23 protein-coding genes are annotated in these 26,305 nt (G+C 68.2%); 8 read left to right on the top strand and 15 right to left on the bottom strand.

Translation table 11 applies throughout. The features are described from left to right. Window positions 1-7: 7 nt before the first annotated feature. From HMH01_RS09150 to HMH01_RS09135, 4 genes are all read right to left on the bottom strand, one after another. Window positions 8-1,894, bottom strand: a complete 1,887-nt coding sequence (locus HMH01_RS09150; protein ID WP_171324508.1) for an acyltransferase family protein — start codon at window positions 1,892-1,894, stop codon at window positions 8-10. A 118-nt stretch (window positions 1,895-2,012) separates the two neighbouring features. Next, on the bottom strand, window positions 2,013-2,495 hold the full coding sequence (rpsI, locus tag HMH01_RS09145) for a 30S ribosomal protein S9 (protein WP_171324506.1): 483 nt from the start codon (window positions 2,493-2,495) through the stop codon (window positions 2,013-2,015). Between the two features lies 1 nt (window position 2,496). Then, window positions 2,497-2,961, bottom strand: coding sequence for a 50S ribosomal protein L13 (rplM, locus tag HMH01_RS09140; protein WP_171324504.1), 465 nt, complete (start codon window positions 2,959-2,961; stop codon window positions 2,497-2,499). A gap of 161 nt (window positions 2,962-3,122) precedes the next feature. Further along, on the bottom strand, window positions 3,123-3,554 hold the full coding sequence (locus HMH01_RS09135; RefSeq protein ID WP_171324502.1) for a PaaI family thioesterase: 432 nt from the start codon (window positions 3,552-3,554) through the stop codon (window positions 3,123-3,125). Window positions 3,555-3,626: 72 nt separating this feature from the next. Between HMH01_RS09135 and HMH01_RS09130 the strand changes: the two genes are divergently transcribed. Further along, on the top strand, window positions 3,627-4,418 hold the full coding sequence (locus HMH01_RS09130) for an enoyl-CoA hydratase (RefSeq protein ID WP_171324500.1): 792 nt from the start codon (window positions 3,627-3,629) through the stop codon (window positions 4,416-4,418). A 19-nt stretch (window positions 4,419-4,437) separates the two neighbouring features. Here the strand turns inward: HMH01_RS09130 and ctaA are convergent, their stop codons facing one another. Next, window positions 4,438-5,568 (bottom strand): heme A synthase, encoded by a 1,131-nt coding sequence (ctaA, locus tag HMH01_RS09125; protein ID WP_171324497.1) that lies wholly within the window; start codon window positions 5,566-5,568, stop codon window positions 4,438-4,440. Window positions 5,569-5,652: 84 nt separating this feature from the next. Continuing rightward, entirely contained in the window at window positions 5,653-6,417 is a 765-nt protein-coding gene (locus tag HMH01_RS09120) for an RNA methyltransferase (protein WP_171324496.1), read from the bottom strand. A 157-nt stretch (window positions 6,418-6,574) separates the two neighbouring features. Here HMH01_RS09120 and HMH01_RS09115 point away from each other — a divergent pair, with 157 nt between their 5' ends. Further along, window positions 6,575-7,789: an NADP-dependent isocitrate dehydrogenase gene (locus HMH01_RS09115; protein WP_171324494.1), complete on the top strand. Its 1,215-nt coding sequence runs from the start codon at window positions 6,575-6,577 to the stop codon at window positions 7,787-7,789. Between the two features lie 72 nt (window positions 7,790-7,861). After that, window positions 7,862-8,470, top strand: a complete 609-nt coding sequence (locus HMH01_RS09110) for a YitT family protein (RefSeq protein ID WP_171324492.1) — start codon at window positions 7,862-7,864, stop codon at window positions 8,468-8,470. A 31-nt stretch (window positions 8,471-8,501) separates the two neighbouring features. On the opposite strand, the gene HMH01_RS09105 is transcribed toward HMH01_RS09110, so the two are convergent. Further along, entirely contained in the window at window positions 8,502-8,789 is a 288-nt protein-coding gene (locus HMH01_RS09105; protein WP_171324490.1) for a DUF1330 domain-containing protein, read from the bottom strand. Window positions 8,790-8,822: 33 nt separating this feature from the next. Further along, a complete protein-coding gene (gene alaS, locus HMH01_RS09100) occupies window positions 8,823-11,486 on the bottom strand; it encodes an alanine--tRNA ligase (protein ID WP_171324488.1) in 2,664 nt (887 codons plus the stop codon). A 164-nt stretch (window positions 11,487-11,650) separates the two neighbouring features. On the opposite strand from alaS, the gene HMH01_RS09095 reads away from it, so the two are divergent. Continuing rightward, the gene (locus HMH01_RS09095; RefSeq protein ID WP_171324486.1) at window positions 11,651-11,953 is read left to right on the top strand and encodes a hypothetical protein; all 303 of its coding nucleotides are present in this window, start codon (window positions 11,651-11,653) and stop codon (window positions 11,951-11,953) included. Then, window positions 11,950-13,641 carry a methyl-accepting chemotaxis protein gene (locus tag HMH01_RS09090; protein WP_171324484.1) on the top strand — a complete coding sequence of 564 codons (1,692 nt, stop codon included), beginning with the start codon at window positions 11,950-11,952 and terminating at the stop codon, window positions 13,639-13,641. Before HMH01_RS09095 ends, HMH01_RS09090 begins: the two co-directional genes overlap by 4 nt. 117 nt (window positions 13,642-13,758) lie before the next feature. Here the strand turns inward: HMH01_RS09090 and recA are convergent, their stop codons facing one another. Continuing rightward, window positions 13,759-14,784, bottom strand: coding sequence for a recombinase RecA (recA, locus tag HMH01_RS09085; RefSeq protein WP_425483588.1), 1,026 nt, complete (start codon window positions 14,782-14,784; stop codon window positions 13,759-13,761). 208 nt (window positions 14,785-14,992) lie between these two features. On the opposite strand from recA, the gene HMH01_RS09080 reads away from it, so the two are divergent. Further along, on the top strand, window positions 14,993-15,616 hold the full coding sequence (locus HMH01_RS09080) for a sulfotransferase family protein (RefSeq protein ID WP_171324480.1): 624 nt from the start codon (window positions 14,993-14,995) through the stop codon (window positions 15,614-15,616). Between the two features lie 6 nt (window positions 15,617-15,622). On the opposite strand, the gene HMH01_RS09075 is transcribed toward HMH01_RS09080, so the two are convergent. The 3 genes from HMH01_RS09075 to guaB all read right to left on the bottom strand — a co-directional run bounded on the left by HMH01_RS09075 (window position 15,623) and on the right by guaB (window position 20,407). Beyond that, on the bottom strand, window positions 15,623-17,641 hold the full coding sequence (locus HMH01_RS09075; protein ID WP_246237301.1) for a hybrid sensor histidine kinase/response regulator: 2,019 nt from the start codon (window positions 17,639-17,641) through the stop codon (window positions 15,623-15,625). A gap of 108 nt (window positions 17,642-17,749) precedes the next feature. After that, a complete protein-coding gene (locus tag HMH01_RS09070) occupies window positions 17,750-18,937 on the bottom strand; it encodes an RsmB/NOP family class I SAM-dependent RNA methyltransferase (RefSeq protein WP_171324476.1) in 1,188 nt (395 codons plus the stop codon). A gap of 24 nt (window positions 18,938-18,961) precedes the next feature. After that, complete coding sequence (guaB, locus tag HMH01_RS09065) at window positions 18,962-20,407, bottom strand: IMP dehydrogenase (RefSeq protein ID WP_171324474.1); 1,446 nt, start codon at window positions 20,405-20,407, stop codon at window positions 18,962-18,964. Window positions 20,408-20,608: 201 nt separating this feature from the next. Between guaB and HMH01_RS09060 the strand changes: the two genes are divergently transcribed. After that, a complete protein-coding gene (locus HMH01_RS09060; RefSeq protein ID WP_171324472.1) occupies window positions 20,609-22,498 on the top strand; it encodes a PhoX family protein in 1,890 nt (629 codons plus the stop codon). Window positions 22,499-22,857: 359 nt separating this feature from the next. On the opposite strand, the gene HMH01_RS09055 is transcribed toward HMH01_RS09060, so the two are convergent. From HMH01_RS09055 to metF, 3 genes are all read right to left on the bottom strand, one after another. After that, the gene (locus tag HMH01_RS09055) at window positions 22,858-23,592 is read right to left on the bottom strand and encodes an RlmE family RNA methyltransferase (RefSeq protein ID WP_171324470.1); all 735 of its coding nucleotides are present in this window, start codon (window positions 23,590-23,592) and stop codon (window positions 22,858-22,860) included. Further along, entirely contained in the window at window positions 23,585-24,736 is a 1,152-nt protein-coding gene (locus tag HMH01_RS09050; protein WP_171324468.1) for a Ppx/GppA phosphatase family protein, read from the bottom strand. Before HMH01_RS09050 ends, HMH01_RS09055 begins: the two co-directional genes overlap by 8 nt. Before the next feature lie 105 nt (window positions 24,737-24,841). Beyond that, window positions 24,842-25,744, bottom strand: a complete 903-nt coding sequence (gene metF, locus HMH01_RS09045) for a methylenetetrahydrofolate reductase [NAD(P)H] (protein WP_171324466.1) — start codon at window positions 25,742-25,744, stop codon at window positions 24,842-24,844. Between the two features lie 158 nt (window positions 25,745-25,902). Here metF and HMH01_RS09040 point away from each other — a divergent pair, with 158 nt between their 5' ends. After that, the gene (locus tag HMH01_RS09040) at window positions 25,903-26,208 is read left to right on the top strand and encodes a virulence factor (RefSeq protein WP_171324464.1); all 306 of its coding nucleotides are present in this window, start codon (window positions 25,903-25,905) and stop codon (window positions 26,206-26,208) included. Window positions 26,209-26,305 lie beyond the last annotated feature (97 nt).

Below are 26,305 nucleotides of genomic sequence, written 5' to 3'. Positions count from 1 at the left end.
CCGCAGGCTACCGCAAGCGGGCCGAAACCTGCGCATCGAGCAGCGGCATCAGCTGCTGCACGAGCAGCGTTGCGCCCGCCGTCGAGAGATGCGCCTCGTCGCGGTAGTACGGCACGCCCGCGGGATCGGCCGCGCGGCATACGGGGGTGCAGAAGCCGTCGCGCGGGTCGAGAAACCCGGCACCGGTGCGCGCCGCAAACGCCCGCAGGGCGGCCAGCGCCTGGGCGTTGCGGGTGCCATAGGGTACGGAGGCCGGCGCCCCCTGTCCGGCAAGCACCGCGCGGGCCAGCATGTCGGGCACCGGGCGCGGATATTCGGGAACCGGTCCGATCACGATGACGCGCCGCCCCGCCACCCGCGCCGCAAGCCCGTCCAGCGCTGTGGCGAACGCGGCCGGGTTCTCACCGGGATGCCGGGCCGGGCCATAGCTGACGGGCGGCATGTTCCCCCGCCTGCCTTCGGTGAAATTCGCCCATTGCGCGGACAGGATCACGGTGTCGATCCCGTCCAGACTGTCCCATGCGGCGTCCATGAAGTCCGCGCATTCCGGCCCCCGACCCGGCGCGGCCGTTCCGAAACCGGGGATGGGCGCGCACCAGCCGCGCGAGAAGACCAGCGCCGCCTGCCCGCGTGCGGCCAGCATCGGCCCGAGCGCGGGCGTCAGATGCCCGGCATGGCTGTCACCAAGCAGCGCGATGCCCGGCGCGACGCCTTCCGCGCCGATGCGGCAAAGACGGCCCGCCCGCAGATCGGATGCGTGCAGCGTGTCATGGCAGGGCATCGCCCAGCGTTCGGCATGGGCAAGAGGTATCCGTGCGGCCGGCGGCAGGCGGCCCGGCGCGCCCTGCGACAGATGCAGCCCAAGCCCCGCCACCAGCGCCGCCAGGACGGCACCGGGCAGAAGATGCCGACCGGCACCCGGCCTGCGCATCGGCTGCTCGATCCAGCGCCAGCTTGCCCAGCCAAGCGCGACCAGACCCGGCAGCAGCAGCGGAAGCGCGGGCCAGAGCGGCGCATCGGGCCAGACCTGCGCCAACAGGACGAAGACCGGGAAATGCCACAGGTAAAGCCCGAAGCTGATCCGCCCGAGAAAGGCCAGCGGCGCCGCGCCAAGCACGCGCGGAGGCCAGAGGATGACAAGCACCGTCCCCAGCACGGGCAGAAGTGCCGCGACCCCCGGAAAGGGCGTTGCGGCATCGAGGCTGACGGCAGCCAGCAGGATGAGGCCGAGGCCGACCCAGCCGGGCTGCGTCGATCGCCCCGCCAGTGGACGGGCTGCCAGCAGCGCACCGGCAAGGAATTCCCACAACCGGAAGGGCAGAAGGAAATAGGCGCCTTCGGGCATGGCATGGCTGGCCCGCAGCGACAGGGCGAAGCTGACCGCCGCCAGCGCCCCGACAAGGGGCCAGCGCGCGTCGCCTGCCCGGCGCAGCAGGATCCACAGCAGCGGAAAGACCAGGTAGAACTGCCCCTCGAGCGCCAGGCTCCACAGGTGCAGAAGCGGCTTGTCGGCGGCGCGCGCGGTGAAATACCCCGCCTCCTGCCAGAACAGCAGGTTGGTGGCGAAAAATGGCGAAAGCGCAAGGCTCTGGCCGAAATCCTTCAGGTAATGGGGAAGAAGCAGCACCCAGCCCAGGGGCAGCGCGACCAGCGCCACCGTCAGCGTGAGCGGCAGAAGCCGCCGGACCCGCCGCGCCCAGAAGTCCCACAGGTCTATCCGGCCGCGCACGCGCTCTTGCTCAAGCAGCAGTGTGGCGATCAGATAGCCGCTGATGACGAGAAACACGTCGACGCCGACAAAGCCGCCGCCCACGCCCGGAAGGCCGGCGTGGTAGAAAATGACGGCCAGCACCGCGATGGCGCGCAGTCCGTCGATATCGGCCCTGTAGCGCATCGCCTGCCCCCGGAACACTTGCTCCAGTGCTGGGGGACCATGGTTAAGGCGGGCCTAACGCCAACGAAAAAGGCAGCGCCGGGGCGCTGCCTTTTCCGAAATTCGATGTCCGAGCGGATCAGCGCTTGGAGAACTGGAAGCTCCGGCGTGCCTTGCGCTTGCCGTACTTCTTGCGCTCGACCACGCGGCTGTCGCGGGTCAGGAAGCCGGCCGCCTTCAGCGCGGGGCGCAGCGAGGGCTCATAGAGCGTCAGCGCCTTGGAGATGCCGTGCTTCACGGCGCCCGCCTGGCCCGACAGGCCGCCGCCCTTGACGGTGCACATCACGTCGAACTCGCCCTCGACGCCAGCGACGGTGAAGGCCTGGCCGATCACCATCTGCAGCACGGGGCGCGCGAAGTATTCACCCATCGGCTTGCCGTTGACCACGACCTTGCCCGAGCCCGGCTTGATCCAGACGCGGGCGACCGCGTCCTTCCGCTTGCCGGTGGCGTAGGAGCGGCCCAGGCTGTCGCGGACCGGCTCGGCGCGGGTCACGGTCTCGGGCTGGGCGGGGGCGACGACGTTCTTCAGATCGTCGAGGGTCTTGATATCGTCAGCCATCTCATGCGCTCCGGGTGTTCTTGGGGTTCATCGACTTGACGTCGAGAACCTCGGGCGACTGCGCCGCGTGGTTGTGCTCGGGGCCGGCATAGACGCGCAGGTTCGACAGCTGCTTGCGGCTCAGCGGCCCGCCCGGCAGCATGCGCTGCACGGCCTTCATGATCACGCGCTCGGGGAAGCGGCCTTCCAGCAGCTGGCCCGCGGTGCGGTGCTTGATGCCGCCCGGAAAGCCGGTGTGCCAGTAGTATTTCTTGTCGGCGCGCTTGTTGCCCGTCATCTGCACCTTTTCGGCGTTGATGACGATGACATTGTCGCCCATGTCCATGTGCGGGGTAAAGCTGGCCTTGTGCTTGCCGCGCAGGCGCATGGCCACGATCGAGGCAAGCCGGCCCAGAACGACGCCCTCGGCGTCGATCACGACCCACTTCTTCTCGATCTCTGCCGGTTTGGCGGAGTAGGTTTTCATCGTGTTCGTCCCGGTTCTTGGGCGTGAGGCGGACAGTTCCGCGCCACGCATGACGGATGCGGGGGTTCTATTCGATTGCGCGGCGCAGTCAAGTAGATGCGTTCGGAATAAATGCTTCAATTTCAGTGGCTTGAAAATAAGGTATTTGAATACCCCATATTTCAGCCACCCTGCCCCCGCTTCGGCGGGATGGAATAGGTCAGGCTGGCCTGCGCCACGGGGGCCGCAACGCCATCCGAGTAGAGCAGCACGTCGCCGACGCTCAGCGACCGGCCCAGCTTCAGAAGCCGCGCCTCGGCGCGGATCGGGCCCGGACGGGGCTTGCGCATGAAATTGATCGTGGCCCCGGTGGTCACGGTCAGCGCCTCGCGGCCGATCATGGCAAGCGTCAGCATGTAGAAGGCGCAGTCGGCGGCGGTGAACATCGCGGGGCCCGAGACGGTGCCGCCCGGGCGCAGGTCCGCGTCGGTCACCGCCATCTCGCAGGAAAGCCGCATCTCGCCCAGTTCCAGGATCCGGAACCGCCCCCTCACCTGCGGGAACACCTCGTCGAGATAGGCCTCCACCTCTGCCGCGCCCAGAACCGGTTCCATGTCCTTACCCTGTCCCTTGCCATTTTGCCCGCGACTGTCGAGACTTCGCCCGACGGATGCAAGGAGATCGAGATGCCCGAGCCGATCCTGTTGCGCGAGGACCGCGACGCCATCGCCACGCTGACGCTGAACCGGCCGCAGGCGCTGAATGCGCTGTCGGACGACCTGCTGGCGGCACTTTCGGACCAGATCGCGGCGCTGCGCGCGGACCGATCCGTCCGGGTGGTGATCCTGCGGGGGGCCGGGCGCGCCTTCTGCGCGGGCCATGACCTGAAGGAGATGCAGGCAAGCCGCCAGGCCCCCGATGGCGGGCGGGCGGCCTATCGCGACCTGTTCGCCCGCTGCTCGGCGGTGATGCTGGGTCTGACCCGTCTGCCGCAGATCGTCGTGGCGCAGGTCCACGGCATCGCCACCGCGGCCGGTTGCCAGCTGGTCGGGCATTGCGACCTGGCGGTGGCGGCCGAGGATGCGCGCTTCGGGGTGAACGGGGTCAATATCGGGTTGTTCTGCTCTACGCCGATGGTGGCGCTCAGCCGCAACATTCCCCGCAAGCGCGCGCTGGAACTGCTTGTCACCGGCGATTTCCTGTCCGCGCCCCGCGCGGCGGAACTGGGGCTGGTGAACCGGGTCAGCCCGCCCGACATGCTGGAGGCGGACACGCGGGCGCTGGCCGCGCAGATCGCGGCCAAGCTGGGACGTGCGGTGGCCATCGGCAAGGAGACCTTCTACGCCCAGGCCGAGATGGGACTGGACGACGCCTATGCCCATGCGGGCCGCGTCATGGCCGAGAACATGCTTTTCGACGAAACCCGCGAGGGGATCGACGCCTTTCTGGCCAAGCGCGAACCCGAATGGCGGCAGTAGCGCCTCGGGAATCGATGGGTCAGGCGCGGGCGATGCGCTGCTCGGGCGGGTAGAGCGCGCCGAACCGCGCCCTGAGCGCCAGCGCGAACAGCACCACCGCGCCGAACTGGTGGACGATGGCAATCTCCCAAGGGGCGCCGTAAAGCACGGTCACCACCCCGATCACCGTCTGGCCCAGCATCGCCACCATCAGCCAGTCGAAGCGGCGGCGCAGCGCGGTGACGCTCAGCTTGCGCGCCCGCCACCAGACCGCCAGCGTCACCAGCAGAAGCCCATAGGCCCACATGCGGTGGATGAACTGCACCGTGCCCGCATTCTCGAAGAAGTTGCGCCACACGGGATCCATGATGAGCGCGTTGTCGGGCACGAGCCCCCCATCCATCAGCGGCCAGGTGACATAGGTGCGGCCCGCGTCGATGCCCGCGACCAGCGCGCCCAGAAGCACCTGCACGAACACCATGCCCACGACCAGCGTCGCGCCCATGGCGCCCCCCTCGCGGCGGCGGCGGGCCTGGATCAGCGCCATCTGCGGCTGGCGCAACTCGTAGATGTACCAGGCGAGCAGCCCCAGGATGACAAAGGCGATGCCCAGATGCGTGGCAAGCCTGTATGAGGCGACCGAGATCATGTCGCCGGTCAGCCCCGAGGCGACCATCCACCAGCCGATCGCGCCCTGAAGCCCGCCAAGCGCGCCAAGCGCCAGCAGCTTCGGCGTCCAGCCCACGGGGATGCGGCGGCGTATCAGGAACCAGAAGAAGCCAAGCCCCCAGACAAGCCCGATGAACCGGCCAAGCTGGCGGTGGCCCCATTCCCACCAGTAGATGAACTTGAATTCCTCAAGCGTCATGCCCGCGTTCATCAGCCGGTACTGGGGGATCTCGCGGTACTTGTCGAATTCCAGCTGCCAGGCGGCGTCGCTCATCGGCGGGATCGCCCCGGTGACCGGGGCCCATTCGGTGATCGACAGCCCGCTGTCGGTCAGGCGCGTCAGCCCGCCCACGGCGATCATCACCACCACCAGCGCGAAAAGCACCATCATCCAGATGCGGATCGCTGTGCGCGCGCCCTCGCGCGGGTCGGCGCGGCGCGGCGCGGGCGCGGCCTGCGTCTTGCCGGACACTTCCTCGAAGATGCTGCGCTTTGCGGTCATGGCGTGGTCCTTGTCTCTGCGCGGCCAGATTTAGGCCCCGGCGCGAAGGCGCTCAAGCGGACAATTTCGCGCAAGGCCCGCGCGTCACTCCCGCGTCGGGTGCCGGTCGGCCAGCGCGCGATGGATGCCGTGCAGGATGCGGATGTCTGCCTCGGTCAGGTCCAGCCGGTAGAACATGTTGTGCAGCGTCGTGCGCATGTGCTCGCGCTTGTGCTCGGGGCGGTAGAAATCCGCCCGGTCCAGCCGCGCCTCCAGCGCCTCCAGCAGCCTGGTCACCTCGACCCGGTTGGCGGGGCGGTGCTTCTGCTCGGGCCGGGCCACGGGCAGCACCTCGCGGCCCCACTCATAGGCGACCAGCAACGCGCATTGCGCCAGGTTGAGCGAGGCGAAGGCCGGGTTGACCGGCACCGTGATGATGGTGTTGGCCAGCACCACGTCGGCATTTTCCAGCCCCGCGCGCTCTGGCCCGAACATCACCCCCACCCGCTCGCCTGCGGCGATGCGCGCACGGGCATCCTCCATCGCCTCCTGCGGGGACAGGACGGGCTTGGTCAGTTCGCGCGGGCGGGCGGTGGTGGCGTAGACATGGGTCAGGTCGGCGACCGATTGCGCCGTGGTCGCATCGATCCGCACCTGGTCCAGCACCCGCGCCGCCCCCGAGGCAGTGGCGGACGCGGCCGGGTTCGGCCAGCCGTCGCGCGGGTCCACGATGCGCATGTGCTCCAGCCCGAAATTCCACATCGCGCGGGCCGCCGCGCCGATATTCTCGCCCATCTGCGGGCGTACCAGCACGAAAACGGGCTGCGGCCCGTGCCAGTCCCTGCCCTGTGCGTGATCGGTGCCTGCCATGCCTGTCTCCCTGCGGTCCGGCGCGGGTGATACAGTCCCTGCCCTTCGGTTGCAATCGCGGCGGCCACGCCATTTGGTATACAAATGCATGCAAAGCCTTCCCATCCCGCCCGCCTTGCGCTAAAGCCGCGCCAGGCATTCAGACGGAGGGACCGGGATGACCAGAATAAAGGTGGCGAACCCCATCGTGGAACTGGACGGCGACGAGATGACCCGCATCATCTGGCGCTTCATCAAGGATCGGCTGATCCTGCCCTATCTCGACATCGACCTGCTCTATTACGACCTCGGCATCGAGGAGCGTGACCGCACCGATGACCAGGTCACCATCGACGCGGCCAACCGCATCCGCGAGATCGGCGTCGGCGTGAAATGCGCGACCATCACCCCCGACGAGGGCCGGGTCGAGGAATTCGGCCTGAAACAGATGTGGCGCAGCCCCAACGGCACGATCCGCAACATCCTGGGCGGCGTGGTGTTCCGCCAGCCGATCATCTGCCGCAACGTCCCCCGCCTGGTGCCGGGCTGGACGCGGCCCATCGTGATCGGGCGCCACGCCTTCGGCGACCAGTACCGCGCCACCGACATCGCCTTCCCCGGCAGGGGCAAGCTCAGCCTGAAATTCGTGGGCGAGGACGGCACCGTGATCGAGCGCGAGGTCTATGACGCGCCGTCCGCCGGGGTCTACATGGGGATGTACAACCTCGACGCGTCGATCCGCGATTTCGCGCGCGCGTCGTTCAACTACGGGCTCAGCCTGGGCTGGCCGGTGTATCTGTCCACCAAGAACACCATCCTCAAGGTGTATGACGGCCGCTTCAAGGACCTGTTCCAGGAGGTATTCGACACCGAATTCGCCGAGAAGTTCAAGGCCGCCGGGATCACCTACGAGCATCGGCTGATCGACGACGTGGTCGCCTCGGCCCTGAAATGGTCGGGCGGCTTCGTCTGGGCCTGCAAGAACTATGACGGGGACGTGCAGTCCGACATGGTGGCGCAGGGCTTCGGGTCGCTGGGCCTGATGGCAAGCGTGCTGATGACCCCCGATGGCCGCATCATCGAGGCCGAGGCGGCGCATGGCACCGTGACCCGGCACTACCGCCAGCACCAGCGCGGCGAGGCGACATCGACCAATTCGATCGCCTCGATCTACGCCTGGACCGGGGCACTGAAGCACCGCGCCAAACTGGACGAGAACGCGGCGCTGATGACTTTCGCGACAACGCTGGAACGCGTCGTGGTCGAGACGGTGGAGGCGGGATCCATGACAAAGGACCTGGCCCTGCTGGTCGGCCCGGACCAGGGCTGGCTGACCACCGAGGGCTTTCTCGCAGCAGTCGAGGAGAACCTGAACAAGGCGCTTCCCGGCTGAAGCGTGCGGGCCGGGGGGTTGCACCTTCGGCCCGGCCGGTGCATGCGGATGCGGTCACAGGAAAGCCCGCCCATGTCGCAGCCAGACCCCAAACGCCACAGCGCGATGGACGATGCACAAGGCATCGTCTTCGGGGCTGCTATGTGCGCCTTCGGGCTGGTGATCCTCCAGGGTCTCGGGCTGGTGACGGGGCAGACCGCCGGGCTTGCCATCGTGATCTCCTACGCCACGGGCTGGAGCTTTGGCGCCGTGTTCTTCGCGATCAACCTGCCCTTCTACTGGCTCGCGCTGAGGCGCATGGGGCTGCGCTTCACGCTCAAGACCTTTGCGGCGGTGAGCCTGCTTTCGGTTCTCTCGGGCTGGCTGGCCGGCCAGGTCACGTTGGACTGGTCGCACCCGCTGCTGGGATCGGTGCTGTTCGGCATGATCACCGCCTCGGGGCTGCTCGCGCTTTTCCGGCACGGGGCATCCCTGGGCGGCGTGGGCGTCCTTGCCGTCTATCTCCAGGACCGGATCGGCTTTCGCGCCGGCTGGACGCAGCTTCTGGTCGACGCTGTGGTGTTCGGCCTGGCCCTGTTCGTGCTGCCGCCCGCATCGGTCGCCTGGTCGCTTGCAGGTGCTGTGGTGATGAACCTGATCATCGCCATCAACCACCGGCGCGACCGCTACGTCGCGATGTGAATACCGCGACGCAGTTACTTGTTTCAGCAGATTATTCCGTGATTTCCACGATCACCAGCTGACGCTCGGCCGCGCCCTCGGCATGGGCCAGCGCCGCCTGGTATTCGGGCGAGTTGTAGCAGGCGACCGCCGCCTCGACGGTATCGAAACGGGCGACCACGTTGCGCGGAAACTCCCGCCCCTCGAGCTGAACATAGCGCGCGCCCCGCGCGATGAAGGTGCCGCCATGCGCCGGGATCACCTCGGACGCAAGCTTGGCGTATTTCGCATAGGCCTCGTTGTCCGAGACATCCACGTTCGCGATCCAGAGTGCCGGCATCGCTGTTCCTCCCCTTGCCTTTGAAATCCTGCCTCAGCCGGCGATCAGCCCGCGCACCGCGTCAAGCGCCGCGTCGGCCCGGCCCGCATCGGGCGCGCCGCCCTGGGCCATGTCGGCCCGGCCGCCGCCGCCCTTGCCGCCCATGGCCTCGGCCGCGACGCGCACCATATCCACCGCCGAGAAGCGCGCCACCAGATCGTCGGTCACACCCGCCGCGATGGCCGCCTTGCCGCCCGCATCCGCGATCAGCAGGATCACGCCCGAGCCGACACGCTCCTTCTGGGCATCGATCAGCCCGCGCAGATCCTTGCCCGACACGCCCTGAAGCGTCTGGCCCACGAAAGGCACCCCCGCCACCGTCTCGGGCCCGGCCGCCTCGGACTTGCCGCCGCCCGACAGCGCCAGCTGCCGGCGCAGATCGGCCAGTTCGTTCTGGAGCGCCTTGCGCTCGTCAAGCAGCGCCTTGACCCGATCGACCACGTCCGCGCGCTGGGTCTTGAGCACGCCCGCGACCTGCGCCAGCGTCGCGTCCTGCTGCGCCAGATAGGCCTGCGCCGCCTCTCCGGTCAGCGCCTCGATCCGGCGCACGCCGGCGGCCGAGGCACTCTCGGACAGCGTCACGAACAGGCCGATATCGCCGGTCTGGCGCACATGGGTGCCGCCGCACAGTTCCAGCGAATAGGTCCGCCCATCCGCCCCCTTGCCCGAGCCGTCCTGCGCGCCCATCGACACGACCCGCACCTCGTCGCCGTATTTCTCGCCGAACAGCGCCTGCGCCCCCAGCGCGCGCGCATCCTCGGGCGTCATGATCCGCGTCTCGACGGGCGTGTTCTGGCGGATATAGGCGTTCACCTCGGCCTCGACCCGCTGCAACTCTGCCGGGGTCATCGCCTTGGTGTGGCTGAAGTCGAAGCGCAGCCGATCCTCGGCATTGAGAGAGCCGCGCTGCGCGACATGCTCCCCCAGTGCCTGGCGCAGCGCCTCGTGCAGCAGATGCGTGGCCGAGTGGTTGGCCCGGATCGCGCTGCGGCGTGCGTGATCCACCTCCAGCTGGGCTGCGGCGCCGGTCTCGATCTCGCCCTCGGTCACGGTGCCGATGTGACGGAAGACGCCGGCCGTCTTGCGGGTGTCGGTGATGGTGACAAGGCCCGTCTCGGTCCGGATCATGCCGCTGTCGCCGACCTGGCCACCGGATTCGGCGTAGAAGGGCGTCTGGTTGAAGACCAGTTCCACCGCATCGCCGGCCACCGCGGCGCTGGCTTCCTTGCCGTCCTTGATGATGGCGACAAGCTGGCCCTCGGCCTTTTCGGTGTCGTAGCCAAGGAACTCGGTCACGCCCTCGGCTTCGGCGATGTCGTACCAGATCGCCGCATCCGCCTGTTCGCCCGAGCCGGCCCAGGCCGCGCGGGCCTTGGCGCGCTGCTCGGCCATCGCGGCCTCGAAGCCCGCCACGTTCACCGCGCGCCCCCGCTCGCGCAGCGCGTCCTGGGTCAGGTCCAGCGGAAAGCCATAGGTGTCATAAAGCCGGAACGCCGTCTCGCCGGGCAATTCCGCGCCTTCCTCCAGCGTGGCAAGCTCCGCATCCAGCAGGCTCAGGCCGCGATCGAGCGTCTGCTTGAAGCGGGTTTCCTCCAGCCGCAGCGTCTCCTCGACCAGTTTCTGCGCGCGGGCAAGCTCGGGATAGGCCTGGCCCATCTGGCGCACCAGCACCGGCACCAGCTTCCACATCACCGGATCCTTGGCGCCCAGCAGATGGGCGTGGCGCATGGCGCGGCGCATGATCCGGCGCAGGACATAGCCCCGCCCCTCGTTCGAGGGCAGCACCCCGTCCGAGATCAGGAACGAGGTCGAGCGCAGATGATCCGCGATCACCCGGTGATGCACGTTCTGCGGCCCGTAGGGGTCCACGCCGGTCGCATGGGCCGAGGCCTCGATCAGGTCGCGCATCACGTCGGTGGCGTAGTTGTCGTGGCTGCCCATCATGGTCGCGCCGAAGCGTTCAAGCCCCATGCCCGTGTCGATCGAGGGCTTGGGCAGCGGGCGGCGGGTGCCGTCCTCGAACTGTTCGTACTGCATGAAGACAAGGTTCCAGATCTCGATGAACCGGTCGCCATCCTGCTCGGGGCTGCCCGGCGGGCCGCCCCAGATGTGATCGCCATGGTCATAGAAGATCTCGGAGGACGGGCCACAGGGCCCCGTCGGCCCCATCATCCAGAAATTGTCGTCCGTCGCGATGCGGATGATGCGCTCGTCGGGCAGGCCGGCGTGCTTCTTCCAGATCGCCGCCGCCTCGTCATCGGTGTGATAGACGGTGACGTAAAGCTTGTCCTTGGGGATCCCGAATTCCTTGGTGATCAGGTCCCAGGCCAGCGGAATCGCATCTTCCTTGAAATAGTCCCCGAAGCTGAAATTCCCCAGCATCTCGAAAAACGTGTGGTGCCGTGCGGTGTAGCCCACATTGTCGAGATCGTTGTGCTTGCCGCCCGCGCGCACGCATTTCTGGCACGAGGTGGCGCGGGTATAGTCGCGATGCTCGATCCCGGTGAACAGGTTCTTGAACGGGACCATGCCCGAATTGGTGAACATCAGCGTGGGATCGTTGCGCGGCACCAGCGGCGCGCTTGGCACCACCTCGTGGCCGTTCTTCTCGAAATACCCCAGAAACGTGCTGCGGATATCGTTCAGGCTGACGGTCATGTAAGTCCTCGGGATCGCGGCATTCGCACCCGATGGGGATTATCCCAGCACGCAGGGACTGTCCACAACTCGTCTTTTCGCCGGCGGCCCGCACCCTGAAAGGCAATTCTTTACGTTTGCATGGTTTGAGGGTCGCATCCGCAACGACACACCGGAGCCCGCCGATGCTGGCGAACATCCTTCTGTCGGGCCTGGTCATGGCGATCCCGCTGGTCGGGGCCGTCACCGCCGCGCCTGTCCGGCCCGACCGCCCCGCGCTGGTGATCGCCGCGCCCTGGGCCGATGCAGCCGCGATCCTCGATCAGGTCGGGGCATCGCCGCTGATGACCGGTGCGCGCGGCATCGGCGCCGAGACGCTGCTCTCCGAAACACAGATCGCGGCCGTGCAGGGCCGCCGCGATGTCTGGCTGATGCTTGACCTGGGCCGGCTGACCGCGCTTTGCGGCAGATCCCGAGAGGACATATGACGAACGCGATCGACACCTCCCGCCACCGCGCCCAGCGCATCCTGCTGGGGTTCAGCCTTGCGCATGCGCCGGTGATCACTGGCCTGGCCATAGCCCTGTCGGGCCCCGCGCTGCTGCTGCCGGCGATCTCCCTGGCGCTGACGGCGGCCGCCTGGGCCATGCTGCGCACCGACCCCGTCGCGGGGCGGCAGACGCTGGCGATCGCCCTCGTCGGGCAGGCCGCGCTGATCACCGCGGCGCTGGGCGGCCATCCCTGGCAGGTGGACAGCCACATGTATTTCTTCGCGCTGGTCGCGATCCTTGCGGCGCTGGTCGACGTGAAGGCGATCGTCGCGGCCACGCTGGTGGTGGCCGTGCACCACCTCGGGCTGAACTTTCTCGCGCCGCAGCTGGTCTATCCCGGCGGGGCGGATATCGGGCGCACCCTGATACATGCGGCGATCCTGCTGATGGAATCGGCGGCGATGATCGTCACCATCCGCGAGCGCCTGCGCCTGCTCGAGCAAGCCGGCGCCGAGGCAGAGGAAGCCCGTGCCGCCACCGCCAGCGCGACCGCCGCGCGCGAGGCGATGGAAGCCGCCCAGGCAGAGGCCGCCGAAATGCGCCAACGGATCATGTCGACGATGGAGCAGGAATTCTCGACCATGGTCGAGGCCGGTCTGGACGGCGACTTCACCCGCCGCATCGACAGCCGGTTCGACGACCCCGGTCTGGTCCGGCTGGCCGAGCAACTGAACCGGCTGTTCTCGTCGATCGCGCAGACGATGGGCGAGCTGGAGGCCCGTATCATCGCCTTGGGCGCAGGGGACCTCACCTACAAGCCGTCCCCGGCCATGGCCGGTCGCTTCGGGCAGATGCAGCAGCGGGTGACGAATGCCGCCGACTCGCTGCGCTCGGTCGTAGCCGCGGCCCGCGCGGCCGCCGCAACGGCCACCACAACCAGCCAGCGCATGGGGCAGGACGGCCGCGACCTGGTGCAGCGCAACGGGCAGCAGGCCGCGAAGATCGAGGAAACCTCGGCCTCGATGGACGAATTGTCGGGAATCGTGCGCCGCAACAGTGCCCGCATGGACGAGGCCGACCGCCTTGCCAGCGACGTCTCGGACCGGACCGGCCGCGGCTCGGCCGCGGTCGAGAAGGCGGTCGCCGCGGTCGCCAAGATCGAACGCAATTCGAACCGCATCAACGAGATCACCACGGTGATAGAGTCGATCTCGTTCCAGACCAACCTGCTGGCGTTGAACGCGGCGGTCGAGGCCGCGCGCGCCGGCGAGGCCGGCAAGGGCTTTGCCGTGGTGGCGGCCGAGGTGCGGTCGCTCGCGCAGCGCTCCACGCAGGCGGCAGCCGACATCACCGAGCTGATCCAGCAATCCGCAGCCAGCGTCGGCGAGGGGGTGCAGATGGTGCGCGAAACCGGCGAGGCGCTCAACCAGATCTCGAAATCGCTCGACACGCTGACCGCCGCGATCTCGGAGGTCGCCGCGGCCGGCCGCGAGGAAGCCCGGCGGATCGCCGACATGAACGGCATGGTGCGCAGCATGGAAGACGAGGTCCAGTCGAACGCGCAACTGGCCGAGCGCAGCGCCGCCGGGCTGGCCAGCCTCGAGCAGGCGGTCGCCAGCCTGAAATCCATCGTCGACAGCTTCACCATAGACGAAGGGCCGTCGCGCCTCGCCCGCGCATCCTGAAACGGGAACCGGCCGCCCGTCCCGCATCGACGATAGCCTTGAACGAAATCGGCGCCGGACGGTCCCGTCCGGCGCCGATCGTTGAATCCCGCGGTGTCTGATGCCGCGGTGTCGCGCTCAGTCCTCGACCACCGCGCCGTCATCCTCGCTCATGGCGAACTCGAGACCGTGGGCCGCACGGATCTTGTCCTCGATGATGAGAGAGATGTCGGGGTTCTCCTTCAGGAAGGTCTTCGCGTTCTCGCGCCCCTGCCCGATGCGCTGGTCCCCGAAGGAGTACCAGGAGCCGGACTTCTCGACGACACCGGCCTTCACCCCCAGGTCGACCAACTCGCCCACCTTGGAGATGCCCTCGCCATACATGATGTCGAACTCGACCTGCTTGAAGGGCGGGGCGACCTTGTTCTTGACAACCTTGACGCGGGTCTGGTTGCCCACCGTCTCGTCCCGGTCCTTGATCGAGGAGATGCGGCGGATATCGAGCCGGACGCTCGCGTAGAACTTCAGCGCGTTGCCGCCCGAGGTCGTCTCGGGCGAGCCGAACATCACGCCGATCTTCATGCGGATCTGGTTGATGAAGATGACCATGCAGTTCGAGCGGCTGATCGCGCCTGTCAGCTTGCGCATGGCCTGGCTCATCAGGCGGGCCTGGGCGCCGACCTGGTGGTCGCCCATGTCGCCCTCGAGTTCCGATTTCGGGGTGAGTGCCGCCACCGAATCGACCACGACGACCGAAACCGCGCCCGAGCGCACCAGCGTCTCGGTGATTTCCAGCGCCTGCTCGCCCGCATCGGGCTGCGAGATCAGCAATTCGTTCAGGTCGACGCCCAGTTTCCTCGCGTATTGCGGGTCGAGCGCGTGTTCGGCGTCGACGAAGGCGCAGACGCCGCCCTTCTTCTGCTCTTCCGCGATCACATGCAGCGCCAGCGTCGTCTTGCCCGAGGATTCGGGGCCGTACACCTCGACGATGCGGCCCTTGGGCAGCCCGCCGATGCCGAGCGCGATGTCGAGGCCGAGCGAACCGGTCGAGGTCGCCTCGATCTCCATCACCGCGCCGCCCTGGCCGAGGCGCATGATCGAACCCTTGCCGAAGCTGCGTTCGATCTGGCTCAGAGCCGATTCAAGGGCCTTCTGCTTGTCCATGCTGCGTTTTTCACTCAAGTCGAAAAGGGGAGTCGCCATGTTTGAGCACCTTTATTTCACGCTTTGCCGGGGTGGGCAATCGCCGCTCTGTTCGCCTCTTGTTCCGTTTACCATGAGATCAAAAAGAGAACATTGCAACAGGATTTTTCTTCCTTTCCCAGCCTCGCCGCTCTTGGTTTAAGAAGCCTGAAGCCGAAGGAGAGAGTCCATGCTGCTGCATGTCGAAGGGCGCTTCGCCTATCTCGCGATGACCAAGACCGGGTCCACCTCGGTAGAGAACGCGATCCGGCGGCGCTGCCACATCCTCTTCACACGCCACCACCGGGTCACGCACATGCCGGCCCATCACTTCGAACGTTACCTGCGCCCCTATCTGACCGAGACCGGCATCGGCCCGATCGACACGGTCTGCCAGCTGCGCCACCCGGTCGACTGGCTGGAGAGCTGGTGGCGCTACCGCTCCCGCCCAGAAGAGGGTGCGGCCAGCACGGCGGGCATCAGTTTCGAGAGTTTCGCCAACGACTACATGGACCGGGCCGACCGGCCCTGCCTGCGCGACCTGTGGCGGCCCCAGGCATTCCTGTGCGACGCCTCGGGCAAGCTGATCGTGGACATCGTCTTCCGCTTCGAGGAGATGGATCTGTTCGCGCGTTTCCTGTCCCGCCGGCTCGACCATCCGGTGACGATAGAGCATCACAACGCCTCGCCGCGCAGACGGGCCGAACTGGCGCCCGCGACCCGCGCCCGGCTCGAGGCATATTTCGCGCCGGAACTCGACATCTGGGAAAGCGGCACCGCGCGCACGGTGACGCCGCCGTCGCGTGCTGCCTGACCACGTTCAGGCCGCGTAGCGGTCCATGTGGTCGCGGACCCGCTCGATCAGGTCGTTCAGGGTAAAGGGCTTGGGCAGGTAGCTCGACCGCGGGACCAGCTCGCTCGTGTCCGAGAACATGTCCATCGAATAGCCCGACACGAATACCGTGCTGGCCGTGGGCCGCATCTGGTAGGCGCGCCGCACCCAGCTTGGCCCGTCCAGACCCGGCATCACCACGTCCGAGACGAACAGATCGACCCGCAGATCGCGATCCTCCAGCAGTTCCAGCGCCGCCTCGCCGCTTTCGGCCTCGATCACGGTGAACCCGCGCAGTTGCAGCGCGCGGGCGGCAAAGGCGCGGACCGGCGCCTCGTCCTCGACCAGCAGCACCACGCCCTGCCCCTCGCTCTCGCGCCGGCGCACGGCCGGGACCGCGGGCGGCGCATCGGCATCCGCGCCGGGTTCGGACGTGCTGCGCGGCAGCAATATCTCGAAACGGGTCCTGACACCGGGCTCGCTTTCGACGAAGATGAAGCCGTCCATCTGCTTGATGATGCCGTAGGCGGTGGACAGGCCCAGCCCGGTCCCCTCGCCGGCCCTCTTGGTGGTGTAGAACGGCTCGAAGATCTTGCCCAGCCGGTCCCGCGGGATGCCGACGCCGCTGTCCTCGACGGTGATGACCGCGTAGTCCCCGGGCGGGATGATGGCGCGGTCCCGCTCGCTTGGCGCATCCAGGCTCAGCCGCCTGGTCTCGAGCGAGACGACCCCACCGTCGGGCATCGCGTCGCGGGCGTTCACCACCAGGTTCACGATCACCTGTTCCAGCTGACGCTCGTCCACCCGCACCGGCCAGATATCCTCGGAATTACGGATCCTCAGGGTGAACTTCTCGCCCAGCAGCCGGTTCAGCAGATTGGCCAGCTCGGCCAGCGTATCGTACAGATGCAGCGTCTGGGGCCGCAGGGTCTGCTTGCGCGAGAAGGCGAGCAACTGGCGCACCAGCGCCGCCGCGCGGTTCGCGTTCTGGCGGATCTGCATCAGGTCCGCATGATCGCCATCGCCCTGCAGGTGCCGCAGGAGCAAAAGGTCGCAATGGCCGTTGATCGCGGTCAGCAGGTTGTTGAAATCATGCGCGATCCCACCGGCCAGCTGGCCCACGGCCTGCATCTTCTGGCTCTGGACGAACTGCGCCTCCAGCGTCTTCAGCTGGGTCGCGTCACTCAGCACCGCAAGGATGCTCGGCCCGCACGCCCCCTCGCAGCGGGTCATCACGACCTGGAGAAAGCCGTCGCTGTCCGCCCCGTGGCAGCGCGCCACTTCCGAGCGGCCCTGGGCCTGCCCCGCCATCGTCTCTCGCAGGCGCTGGGTCATGGGCTTGCCCATGCCCTCGAGGATGCTGGGCAGTGCCACCCCCGGGAGCGCCGCCTCTCCCAGCAGGCGACGGGCGGCGGCGTTCACCGCCAGGATCTTGCCATCGGCATCGAGACGGACGACCGCGACCGGCAGATCCTCGAGTGCGGCCGACTCGTCGGATGGCAGCATTGCCGCAGGTCCGGGCGGCCCGACCGGTTCAAGCCGCCAGTGCTGCCCGCCGTCGCGCGCACGCGCGGCGCTCAGCCGGTAGGCACGTTCCCAGAATCGCGCGGCGACTTCGGCATGGCCCTTGCGCTCGGCCTCCTGCCCCATCCGGAACAGCGCGGCGCTGCCCCCCTCCACACCGCCGGCGAGGGTGGCGAACAGATCCGGGCCGAGCCCGGCCATGCGCCGTGCGACGCGGTTCCGCGGGCGCAGCACGCGGCCCCTGGAAAGCCGGAACAGCGCCGGGCCGAAGGCGGGATCGACCGGCGCGGCGCGGCCCGCCCCTTGCAACTGCAGCGCCGTCGCAAGCCCCCCGGCAACCCAGAGCGCCACGATCAGCCACGACGGCGCGCCGCCAAGCCAGGCTGCGCCCAGCCCGCCCCAGGCGACCGGCAGGAAAAGATACAAGGGGTCGCGCGGCAGCGCGGCCGCCAGACCCGCCGCCCGGGTGGTATCGGATGTCATCGCCGCCATGCGTTCACGCTCGCCGTTTCGGGCAGGTATGCGGCTGGGTCAGTTAACGGATGGTAACTGGACTGCGGGGCCGAGCCGATTCCCTCTCTGGTTGCGCGATTATGGCAAAAGCTCGCAGAAATAGAAACCGTCACCGCCAGGGCCCGGATCGAGCCGCCGCTCGGCGCCCTTGAGCGCGTGGTCATGGCGGTCGAGAAAGGCGCGCGGCTGATCCTCGTTCTCGCAGGCCAGCAGCGAACAGGTGGCATAAAGGATCCGTCCCTCGGGCCGGACCAGCGTCAGCGCCCGGTCGAGGATCCGCGCCTGAAGCGCCACAAGCTCTGCAAGATCCGCTTGCGTCAGGCGCCATTTCTGATCCGGATTGCGCCGCCAGGCCCCCGTGCCGGAACAGGGCGCATCCACCAGCACCCGGTCGAAGGCGCCCTGCATCCGCGCCAGCAGCCCGTCATCCGCGATGGTCACCCGCACGCCCGCCCGTTCAGCCCGGGCCGGCAGATCGCGCATCCGCGCGGGGTTCGCGTCATAGGCGGCAAGAGTGCCCTGCCCGCCCATATGCGCCGCAAGCGCCAGCGTCTTGCCACCGCCACCCGCACAGAGATCGAGCACCCGCATCCCCTTTTCCGCCCTCACGGCGGCGGCGACCTGCTGGCTGGCCGCGTCCTGCAACTCGACCATCCCGTCGCGATAGGCGCGGCTGCCCGCAACCCCGCGCTGGCCCGCGACGACGCGCAGCGCATCGGGCGCATCGGCGAGCGGCTCGGTCTCGATCCCCTCGGCGCGCAGGGCCTGCGCCGCCTGATCCGGTGTCGCGCGCAGGCGGTTCACGCGCAGGTCCACCGGCGCGCGGTCGCGCAGGGCGGTCATCACCTGCTCCAGCCGCTCGTCCAGCGAGCGGCGCAACTCCGGTTCCAGAAAGTCGGGAAAATCGCAGCGCACCGCCACCCGCGCCTCGTCCAGCGTGGCGCGCTGGCCCGCCTCCTCCTCGGCGCCAAGCGGCGCGGGGGCATGGCCGGCCCCGTCATAAAGCGTCAGATCCTGCGGCGCGGTCTGCACCAGAAGCCCTGTGACCAGCGCGCGGCCGCTTTCCTGCCCTGCGCCCGAGGACCAGAGGCAGCTGCGCCGGCGGCGCAGCACGTCATAGACGATGTCGCGGATCGCGGCCCGGTCCTTCGACCCGGCGAACCGGCTGGCCCGCGCCCAGCGGGTAAGCACCCGCTCGGCCGGCTCGCCCGCGATCACCGCGTCAAGGATCTCCATCGCCGCCGAAAGACGGCCACCGGGGGTCATCGCGTCTCCTTGCCCGGTGCGGCCTCAGCCGCCCCGGTAGTTGGGGCTTTCGCGGGTGATCTGCACGTCGTGGACATGGCTCTCGGTCAGGCCCGCGCCGGTGATCCGCACGAAATTGCAGTTCCTGCGCATCTCGGCCACGGTCTGGCAGCCGGTATAACCCATGGCCGCGCGAAGCCCGCCGACCATCTGGTGGATGACCACGCCCACGGACCCCTTGTAGGGCACCTGCCCCTCGACCCCTTCGGGCACCAGCTTCTCGGTCGACACCTCCTTCTGGAAGTAGCGATCCGCCGAGCCGCGCGCCATCGCGCCGACCGAGCCCATGCCGCGATAGGCCTTGAAGCTGCGGCCCTGGTAAAGGAACACCTCGCCCGGCGCCTCGTCGGTGCCCGCCAGAAGCGAGCCGACCATGGCGCAATCCGCCCCGGCCGCGATCGCCTTGGCGAAATCGCCCGACAGCTTGATCCCGCCATCGGCGATCACCGGCGTATCGCCCGCGGCCGAGACCGCGTCCATGATCGCGGTCAGCTGCGGCACGCCCACGCCCGCCACCACGCGCGTGGTGCAGATGGACCCGGGGCCGATGCCCACCTTGACCGCATCCGCGCCCGCGTCGATCAGCGCGCGCGTCGCCTCGGCGGTGGCGACGTTGCCGGCCACGACCTGCGTGTCGTTCGACAGTTTCTTGACCCGCGTCACCGCCTCGGCCACGGAAGCGGAATGGCCGTGCGCGGTGTCGATCACGATCACGTCCACGCCGGCGTCGATCAGCGCCTCGGACCGGGCGAAGCCGCTGTCACCCACGGTCGTCGCGGCCGCCACGCGCAGCCGCCCCAGCGCGTCCTTGCAGGCCTGCGGGTTCACCACCGCCTGTTCGATGTCGCGGATCGTCAGAAGCCCGGTCAGCCGATCCTCCCGGTCCACGACCAGAAGCTTCTCGATGCGGCGGGCATGCATGATCTGCTTTGCCGTCGCCAGGTCCGCCGGCTCGCGCAGCATGACCAGGTTGTCGGCGGTCATCATCGCGTGCACCGGCGTCGTCTCGTCCTCGACGAAGCGCATGTCGCGGTTAGTCAGGATGCCCACCACGCGCCCGTCGCGCACAACCGGAAAGCCCGTGATGCGGAACCGTTCCTGCAACGCCTTGGCGTCGGCCAGCGTCTGGTCGGGGGTCAGCGTCACCGGGTCATAGACCACGCCGCTCTCGAAGCGCTTCACCCGGCGCACCTGGTTGGCCTGCTCCTCGATCTCGAGGTTGCGATGCAGCACGCCGATGCCCCCGGCCTGCGCCATGGCGATGGCCATGCGCTGCTCTGTCACGGTGTCCATGGCGGAGCTCAGGAGAGGGATGTTCAGCTGCACCGAACGGGTCAGCCGCGTGCGCGTGTCGGCCTGGGCGGGCATCACGCTGGATGCCGCGGGCAGAAGAAGCACGTCGTCGAATGTGAGCGCCTCACGAATCTCCATCAGGGGCCTCCATGGTGTGTCGGTATTGGCGCTTCCCTATTTCACGGGTGCCCGGAAAAGGAAAGTCCCGCGCCGGAACGCGCGGCCCCGCGGCCGGGGCTGTCGCACAAGCGCAGCCGAAGCGTCACAAATCGGTAAACGCCGCCCCCTACACCGATGGCAGCCAATGCGTGTTTCGCTGCCAACGGAGGATTCGGCGCCATGAACATCGAGATCGACAAGTCCACGCTGTCCTGGGACGAGTGGGACGAGTTGCACGACCCCCGCCCCGAGGAAACCGGCTTCGACCGCGTGGTCGAGCGCGCCATGACGCGGCGCGGCTTCCTCGGCAACCTGGTGGTGCTGGGCTCGGGCGCCGCGGTGATGGGCACCGGGCTTCTGAGCAGCGGCTCGGCCCGCGCGCAGGAAGCGGCGAGCCGCTTCGCCTTTACCCCGATCGCGGCGCAGACCGACGCGACCGTGCACGTTCCCGAGGGCTACAGCTGGCAGCCGCTGGTCAAGTGGGGCGACCCGCTGTTTTCGGGTGTCGACCCGCTCTCGCAGGAGACGGGCATCTCGCTCGAGGCTTCCGACAAGGTGTTCGGCGAGAACACCGACGGGATGGAGCTGTTCGTGGTCGGCAATCGCCAGCTGATCGCGGTGAACCACGAGTATGTGAACACCAAGGTGAACCTGCCTCATCGCGCGGACGGCATGCCCGCCAATGCGGACGAGGTGCGCATCCTGCAGAACATGCAGGGCGTGACCGTGATGGAAGTGGCCGAGGGCCCGGACGGCTGGGCCGTCGTGATCGACAGCCCCTACAACCGGCGCATCCACCACAACACGCCGATGCGGATTTCCGGCCCCGCGGCCGGCCATGACCTGATGAAGACCGAGGCCGACCCCGAGGGGGTTCTCGCGCTCGGCACGCTGAACAACTGCGGCTCGGGCAAGACGCCCTGGGGTACCTACCTGACCTGCGAAGAGAACTTCAACGGCTACTTCGGCTCGACCGATGCGTCGTTCGAGCGTCCGGAGGGTTTTGCCCGTTACGGTATCGGGCTGGAGGGGCGCTACCGCTACGAGCAGTTCGACCCGCGCTTCGACATCTCGATGAACCCCAACGAGCCGAACCGCCACGGCTGGGTGGTCGAGATCGACCCCGCGGACCCCGGGTCGACCCCCGTCAAGCGCACCGCGCTCGGCCGCTTCAAGCACGAGAACGCCGCCTGCGCGCTGGCCCGTGACGGCCGCGTGGTCGTCTACATGGGCGACGACGAGCGGGGCGAGTTCATGTACAAGTTCGTCTCCAGCGGCATCTATGTGCCGGGCGGCGACACTTCGGGCCTGCTGGACGATGGCCAGCTTTACGTTGCCCGCTTCAACGACGACGGGACCGGCGAATGGGTCGCCCTGACCCCCGAGGCGACCGGCATGTCGGCCGAGGAGATCCTGATCTTCAGCCGCACCGCCGGCAGCCGCGTGAACGCCACCACCATGGACCGCCCGGAATGGGTGGCCGTGAACCCGGTCGCGGTCGAGGGCTACTGCTGCTTGACCAACAACACCCGCCGCGGCGTGCGCGCCAATGCGGGCGGCGACTGGACCCCGGCCAGCGGCCCCAACCCGCGCGCCGAGAACGGCTATGGCCAGATCGTGCGCTGGTATCCCGAGGCGGACGACCACGCCGCCAGCGGCTTTACCTGGGATCTGTATGTCATGGCAGGCAACCCGGCCGTGCATTCGGATGCCTATGCCGGTTCTGAGAACATCAACGAGGGCAACATGTTCAACTCGCCCGACGGGATGATGTTCGACTCGACCGGCCTCGTCTGGATCCAGACCGACGGCGACGACAGCAACGAGGGCGATTTCGCCGGCCAGGGCAACAACCAGATGCTCGCGGGCGACCCCGCCACGGGCCGGATCGAGCGTTTCCTCACCGGGCCCAGCGGATCCGAGGTGACGGGCCTTACCTGGTCGGCCGACAGGCGCACCATGTTCGTGGGCATCCAGCACCCCGACGCCCCCTTCCCCGACGGCGATGGGGCGCTGCCGCGATCGACCGTGGTGGCGGTGAAGCGCGACGACAACGCGCTGGTCGGCTGAGCCGATCCATTCCCACGCAAACGCAAGAGGGGGCGCGCCCGCAGCGGCGCGCCCGTTCCCGTTCCGCTGCGGCATCCGATCCGCCTGATGGCGCAACGATCGGCGCAGCCCCGCCCCCGCGCCCTGCGTGACGGCATGGCGGAAACCGGGATTTCTGCCCGTCGGAACGCCTGTCGCGGCCGCCCGGGCGGCCCGCGTCATGGAATCGTCACGATTCTCCGCTACCAATTTGGTCGTGGGCAGATTGTCGGGCTCTCCCGGCGCTGGACCGCTTCTCCGGCAGCGCGCCGACAAGTGTTTTAAGGCGATCTTTCAGCATCAAGACGGGGGCCGAGTGGCTTGGTCCCCGCTTTTTGCCGTCACTCCCCGGCCGCGTCCCGCTTGCGGCCCCGGAACCCGGTCGCCACGACGAACTTCTCGGAACTGTCGGACCGGCTGGCGGGGGGCTTCATGTGGCGGACCTGCACGAAATCCTGCTTGAGCCGCGCCAGAAGCTCGGTCTCGGCGCCGCCCGCCAGCACCTTGGCGACGAATGTGCCCCCCTCCTCCAGCACGTCGGCGGCGAAATCCGCGGCCGCCTCGCAAAGCGCGATGATGCGAAGGTGGTCGGTCTGCTTGTGCCCGGACGATGCGGCGGCCATGTCCGACATCACCACGTCGGCAGGCCCGCCGAGCCATTGCTTCACCTGCTCGTCAGCTTCATCGGCAAGAAAATCCAGCTGGTGCAGTTCGACCCCCGGAATGGGCTCCACCTCCTGGAGGTCCACGCCGATGACCCGGCCCACGGCCTTGCCCTTCTTCTCGCCCAGCGCGTTCACCCGCGGCACCGCCACCTGGCACCAGCCGCCCGGCGCGCAGCCCAGATCGACCACCCGCGCGCCCGGCACGAGAAAGCGGAACTTGTCGTCCAGCTCCATGATCTTGTAGGCGGCGCGGCCGCGATAGCCCTCGCGCTTGGCGCGCTGGACGTAAGGATCGTTCAACTGCCGCTCCAGCCAGCGGGTGGAGCTGGTGCGCCGCCCGCGCGCGGTCTTGACCCGCACCTTCAGGTCGCGCTGCCCGCGCCCCGAACTGCGCCGCGTATCGTCAGCCATGTCTGTTCCCCAATCTCAACGCGCCCTCGCGGTTCATCATCGACAGAAGCATCCCCTCGCGCAGGCCCCGATCCGCGACGCCAAGCCGGTCGGTGGGCCAGATGCGGATCAGCGTCTGCAGGATCGCCGCGCCCGAGACGATCAGCTCGGCCCGGTCCTTGCCGATCGAGGGGTCCATCCGCCGCCCCTCGGGGCCGAGCGTCATCAGCCGGCCGATCACCGTCTCGATCTGCGCCACGCTCAAGGTCAGCCCGTCCACCTTGCGCCGGTCGTAGCGGCGCAGGCCCAGATGCGCGGCCGCCACCGTCGTCACCGTGCCCGAGGTGCCGATCATCTGGAACCGCTCCACCCCGTCCAGCACGTCGAGGTCCGTGTAGGGACGGAATTTCGTCAGCTGTTCCTCGAAATACCAGCTCATCAGCGCAAAGCGCGCGCTCTCGTCCTCCACGTCGTCGAAACGCTCGTGCAGGGTCGCGACGCCCAGCGGCACGGAGATGAAATCGACGATCCGCGCCTCGCCCGGGGTCGGATCCTGCGGGCCGCCCGCCCGGCGCCAGCCCCGGATGTCGAGCCGCATCACCGCCTCGGCGCGCTGGTCGGCCGCGACGCCCGAGACGTCGATCCAGACCAGTTCCGTCGATCCGCCGCCGATGTCGAACACCATCACATGCTCGCTTTCCGCCTCGACCAGCGGCGCGCAGGAGATGACGGCAAGCCGCGCCTCTTCCTCGGGGCGGATCAGCTCCAGATGCAGGCCGGTGCGCTTTTCCACCTGCTCGATGAAGGCGCGGCCGTTCTTCGCCCGCCGGCAGGCCTCGGTCGCGACCAGCCTTGTGTGCCGCACCTCCAGTTTGCGCAGCTTGCCCGCACAGACCTGCAACGCGCGGATCGTGCGCTCGATCGAGGCGCGCGACAGCGCCCCGGTCCGTTCGAGATCCGCGCCCAGTCGCACCGATTTGGCGAAGGCATCGACAATCGTGAACTGCGGGCCCTGCGGCGCCGCAATCAGCATGCGGCACGAATTCGTGCCGAGGTCGAGAGCGGCATAAAGCTCGCCGCTCTCCTGCGCAGGGGCGCTGCGCGGCCCGCGATGGCGGGCACGCTTTTTCCTGTCCTGCGCAGAAACATCTGTTTTCTGCGCCATCTATCCAGCCAAATCATGGGCCGCACCGTGATCGGCGGCCATTTGACCTGACGCTACATCAAGGGCCGACCTGCGGCAAGCGCCGCGGTCGGCACGGCTTGACCCTCAGGCCACGCCGTTCCCAGCCGCAAGGTTCGGCGTCACCGGCTCGAACCCCAGCGCGCGGGCGATGTTGAAGGTCAGGTCCGGCTTGTTGAGCGTGTAGAAATGCAGGTGATCCACACCCTCTTCCAGCATCCGCCCGCACAGATCGGTCGCGATGGTGGTGGCAAGCGTCGTCTCGGCCGCGTCGTCGCCGGCGGCATCCGCGAAGCCCCGTTCCATCCAGTCGGGCACGCTGGTGCCGCAGGCGCTGGCAAAACGGGACATGCGCTGGAAATTCTCGATCGGCAGGATGCCGGGGATGATCGGCGCGTCGATCCCGGCCGCCACGCAGCGGTCGCGAAAGCGCAGGAAGCAGTCCGCCTCGAAGAAGAACTGCGTGATCGCCCGGTCCGCGCCCGCGTCGAGCTTGCGCTTGAGGTTGTCGATATCCGCCTCCGGAGAGGCCGCCTCGGGATGGGTCTCGGGGTATGCGCCCACGGTCACGTCGAACCCGTCCGCGGCCAGCGCCTCGACCAGTTCGGCCGCATGGGTGAACCCCTCGGGATGGGGCACGAACTTCGTCTCGCCCTTGGGCGGGTCGCCCCGCAGCGCCACGATCCGGGTCACGCCCATGGCGCGATAGGCGTGGGCCACCTCCATCGTTTCGGCGCGCGAGGCGCCGACGCAGGTCAGGTGCCCCGCCACGCTGAGATGCGCGCGTTCCTGGATGGTGCGGATCGCGACCTTGGTGCGTTCGCGCGTGGTCCCGCCCGCCCCGTAGGTGACCGAGACGAAGCTGGGCGAAAGCGGCGCCAGCCGCTCGACCGAGCGCCAGAGCTGCGCCTCCGCCTCGGGGGATTGCGGGGGAAAGAATTCGAAAGACAGGGTCTTGGGCGGGGTGCCCTTTGTCCGTGTGGAAGTCATGAGCGTCGGATCCTACCGTCAAAGCGTTTCGCTGCGATGCCTCTGTACGTCATCCGGCCCCGGGATCACAGATGCAATTGCCTTGCCCTGCTGACAATCCCGCGCGCAGCGCCTACTTCAACGCCACACCACCGAATTGCGGACAGATAGGACCGAACATGCCCGAAGTCACCATCGTCTACTGGCGCGACATCCCCGCGCAGGTCATCGTCGGCAAGGGCCGGCGCGCGGTCAAGATCCAGTTGCCCGAGCGGTTCGAGCAGGCGATCGACCGTTGCGCCATGAAGGTGGGCGCGCGCGACGCCGACGCCTACCTTGGCGAATGGCGCCGCGCCGATCCCTACCAGGTCGAGGGCGACCCGCAGGACATCGCGCAAGCCGAGGCCGCCCGACTGGAGGCAGAGCACGATCCCGACACGATCCGCGCGCTGATCGCAAGCGACGGCTTCCGCGACAGGGGCTGAGCGCCCCCTGCGCATCACAAAGCGTCGCACCCGGATTACAATGTCGCGCAACTCCATGTATTCCAGCCGGGCGGGCTTTGCGGCGCCGCGGACGACT

The organism is Halovulum dunhuangense (assembly GCF_013093415.1).
In the GTDB taxonomy this organism is placed as follows: domain Bacteria; phylum Pseudomonadota; class Alphaproteobacteria; order Rhodobacterales; family Rhodobacteraceae; genus Halovulum; species Halovulum dunhuangense.
The sequence above is the reverse complement of the archived record's forward strand: the minus strand, read 5'-3'. Positions and strand labels throughout refer to the sequence as shown.

What these genes read in the sequence shown, in the direction of transcription:
- HMH01_RS09150 (WP_171324508.1), bottom strand. Translation starts at nt 1,894, where the DNA reads ATGCGCTACAGGGCCGATATCGACGGACTGCGCGCCATCGCGGTGCTG.
- rpsI (WP_171324506.1), bottom strand. Translation starts at nt 2,495, where the DNA reads ATGGCTGACGATATCAAGACCCTCGACGATCTGAAGAACGTCGTCGCC.
- rplM (WP_171324504.1), bottom strand. Translation starts at nt 2,961, where the DNA reads ATGAAAACCTACTCCGCCAAACCGGCAGAGATCGAGAAGAAGTGGGTC.
- HMH01_RS09135 (WP_171324502.1), bottom strand. Translation starts at nt 3,554, where the DNA reads ATGGAACCGGTTCTGGGCGCGGCAGAGGTGGAGGCCTATCTCGACGAG.
- HMH01_RS09130 (WP_171324500.1), top strand. Translation starts at nt 3,627, where the DNA reads ATGCCCGAGCCGATCCTGTTGCGCGAGGACCGCGACGCCATCGCCACG.
- ctaA (WP_171324497.1), bottom strand. Translation starts at nt 5,568, where the DNA reads ATGACCGCAAAGCGCAGCATCTTCGAGGAAGTGTCCGGCAAGACGCAG.
- HMH01_RS09120 (WP_171324496.1), bottom strand. Translation starts at nt 6,417, where the DNA reads ATGGCAGGCACCGATCACGCACAGGGCAGGGACTGGCACGGGCCGCAG.
- HMH01_RS09115 (WP_171324494.1), top strand. Translation starts at nt 6,575, where the DNA reads ATGACCAGAATAAAGGTGGCGAACCCCATCGTGGAACTGGACGGCGAC.
- HMH01_RS09110 (WP_171324492.1), top strand. Translation starts at nt 7,862, where the DNA reads ATGTCGCAGCCAGACCCCAAACGCCACAGCGCGATGGACGATGCACAA.
- HMH01_RS09105 (WP_171324490.1), bottom strand. Translation starts at nt 8,789, where the DNA reads ATGCCGGCACTCTGGATCGCGAACGTGGATGTCTCGGACAACGAGGCC.
- alaS (WP_171324488.1), bottom strand. Translation starts at nt 11,486, where the DNA reads ATGACCGTCAGCCTGAACGATATCCGCAGCACGTTTCTGGGGTATTTC.
- HMH01_RS09095 (WP_171324486.1), top strand. Translation starts at nt 11,651, where the DNA reads ATGCTGGCGAACATCCTTCTGTCGGGCCTGGTCATGGCGATCCCGCTG.
- HMH01_RS09090 (WP_171324484.1), top strand. Translation starts at nt 11,950, where the DNA reads ATGACGAACGCGATCGACACCTCCCGCCACCGCGCCCAGCGCATCCTG.
- recA (WP_425483588.1), bottom strand. Translation starts at nt 14,784, where the DNA reads ATGGACAAGCAGAAGGCCCTTGAATCGGCTCTGAGCCAGATCGAACGC.
- HMH01_RS09080 (WP_171324480.1), top strand. Translation starts at nt 14,993, where the DNA reads ATGCTGCTGCATGTCGAAGGGCGCTTCGCCTATCTCGCGATGACCAAG.
- HMH01_RS09075 (WP_246237301.1), bottom strand. Translation starts at nt 17,641, where the DNA reads ATGACATCCGATACCACCCGGGCGGCGGGTCTGGCGGCCGCGCTGCCG.
- HMH01_RS09070 (WP_171324476.1), bottom strand. Translation starts at nt 18,937, where the DNA reads ATGACCCCCGGTGGCCGTCTTTCGGCGGCGATGGAGATCCTTGACGCG.
- guaB (WP_171324474.1), bottom strand. Translation starts at nt 20,407, where the DNA reads ATGGAGATTCGTGAGGCGCTCACATTCGACGACGTGCTTCTTCTGCCC.
- HMH01_RS09060 (WP_171324472.1), top strand. Translation starts at nt 20,609, where the DNA reads ATGAACATCGAGATCGACAAGTCCACGCTGTCCTGGGACGAGTGGGAC.
- HMH01_RS09055 (WP_171324470.1), bottom strand. Translation starts at nt 23,592, where the DNA reads ATGGCTGACGATACGCGGCGCAGTTCGGGGCGCGGGCAGCGCGACCTG.
- HMH01_RS09050 (WP_171324468.1), bottom strand. Translation starts at nt 24,736, where the DNA reads ATGGCGCAGAAAACAGATGTTTCTGCGCAGGACAGGAAAAAGCGTGCC.
- metF (WP_171324466.1), bottom strand. Translation starts at nt 25,744, where the DNA reads ATGACTTCCACACGGACAAAGGGCACCCCGCCCAAGACCCTGTCTTTC.
- HMH01_RS09040 (WP_171324464.1), top strand. Translation starts at nt 25,903, where the DNA reads ATGCCCGAAGTCACCATCGTCTACTGGCGCGACATCCCCGCGCAGGTC.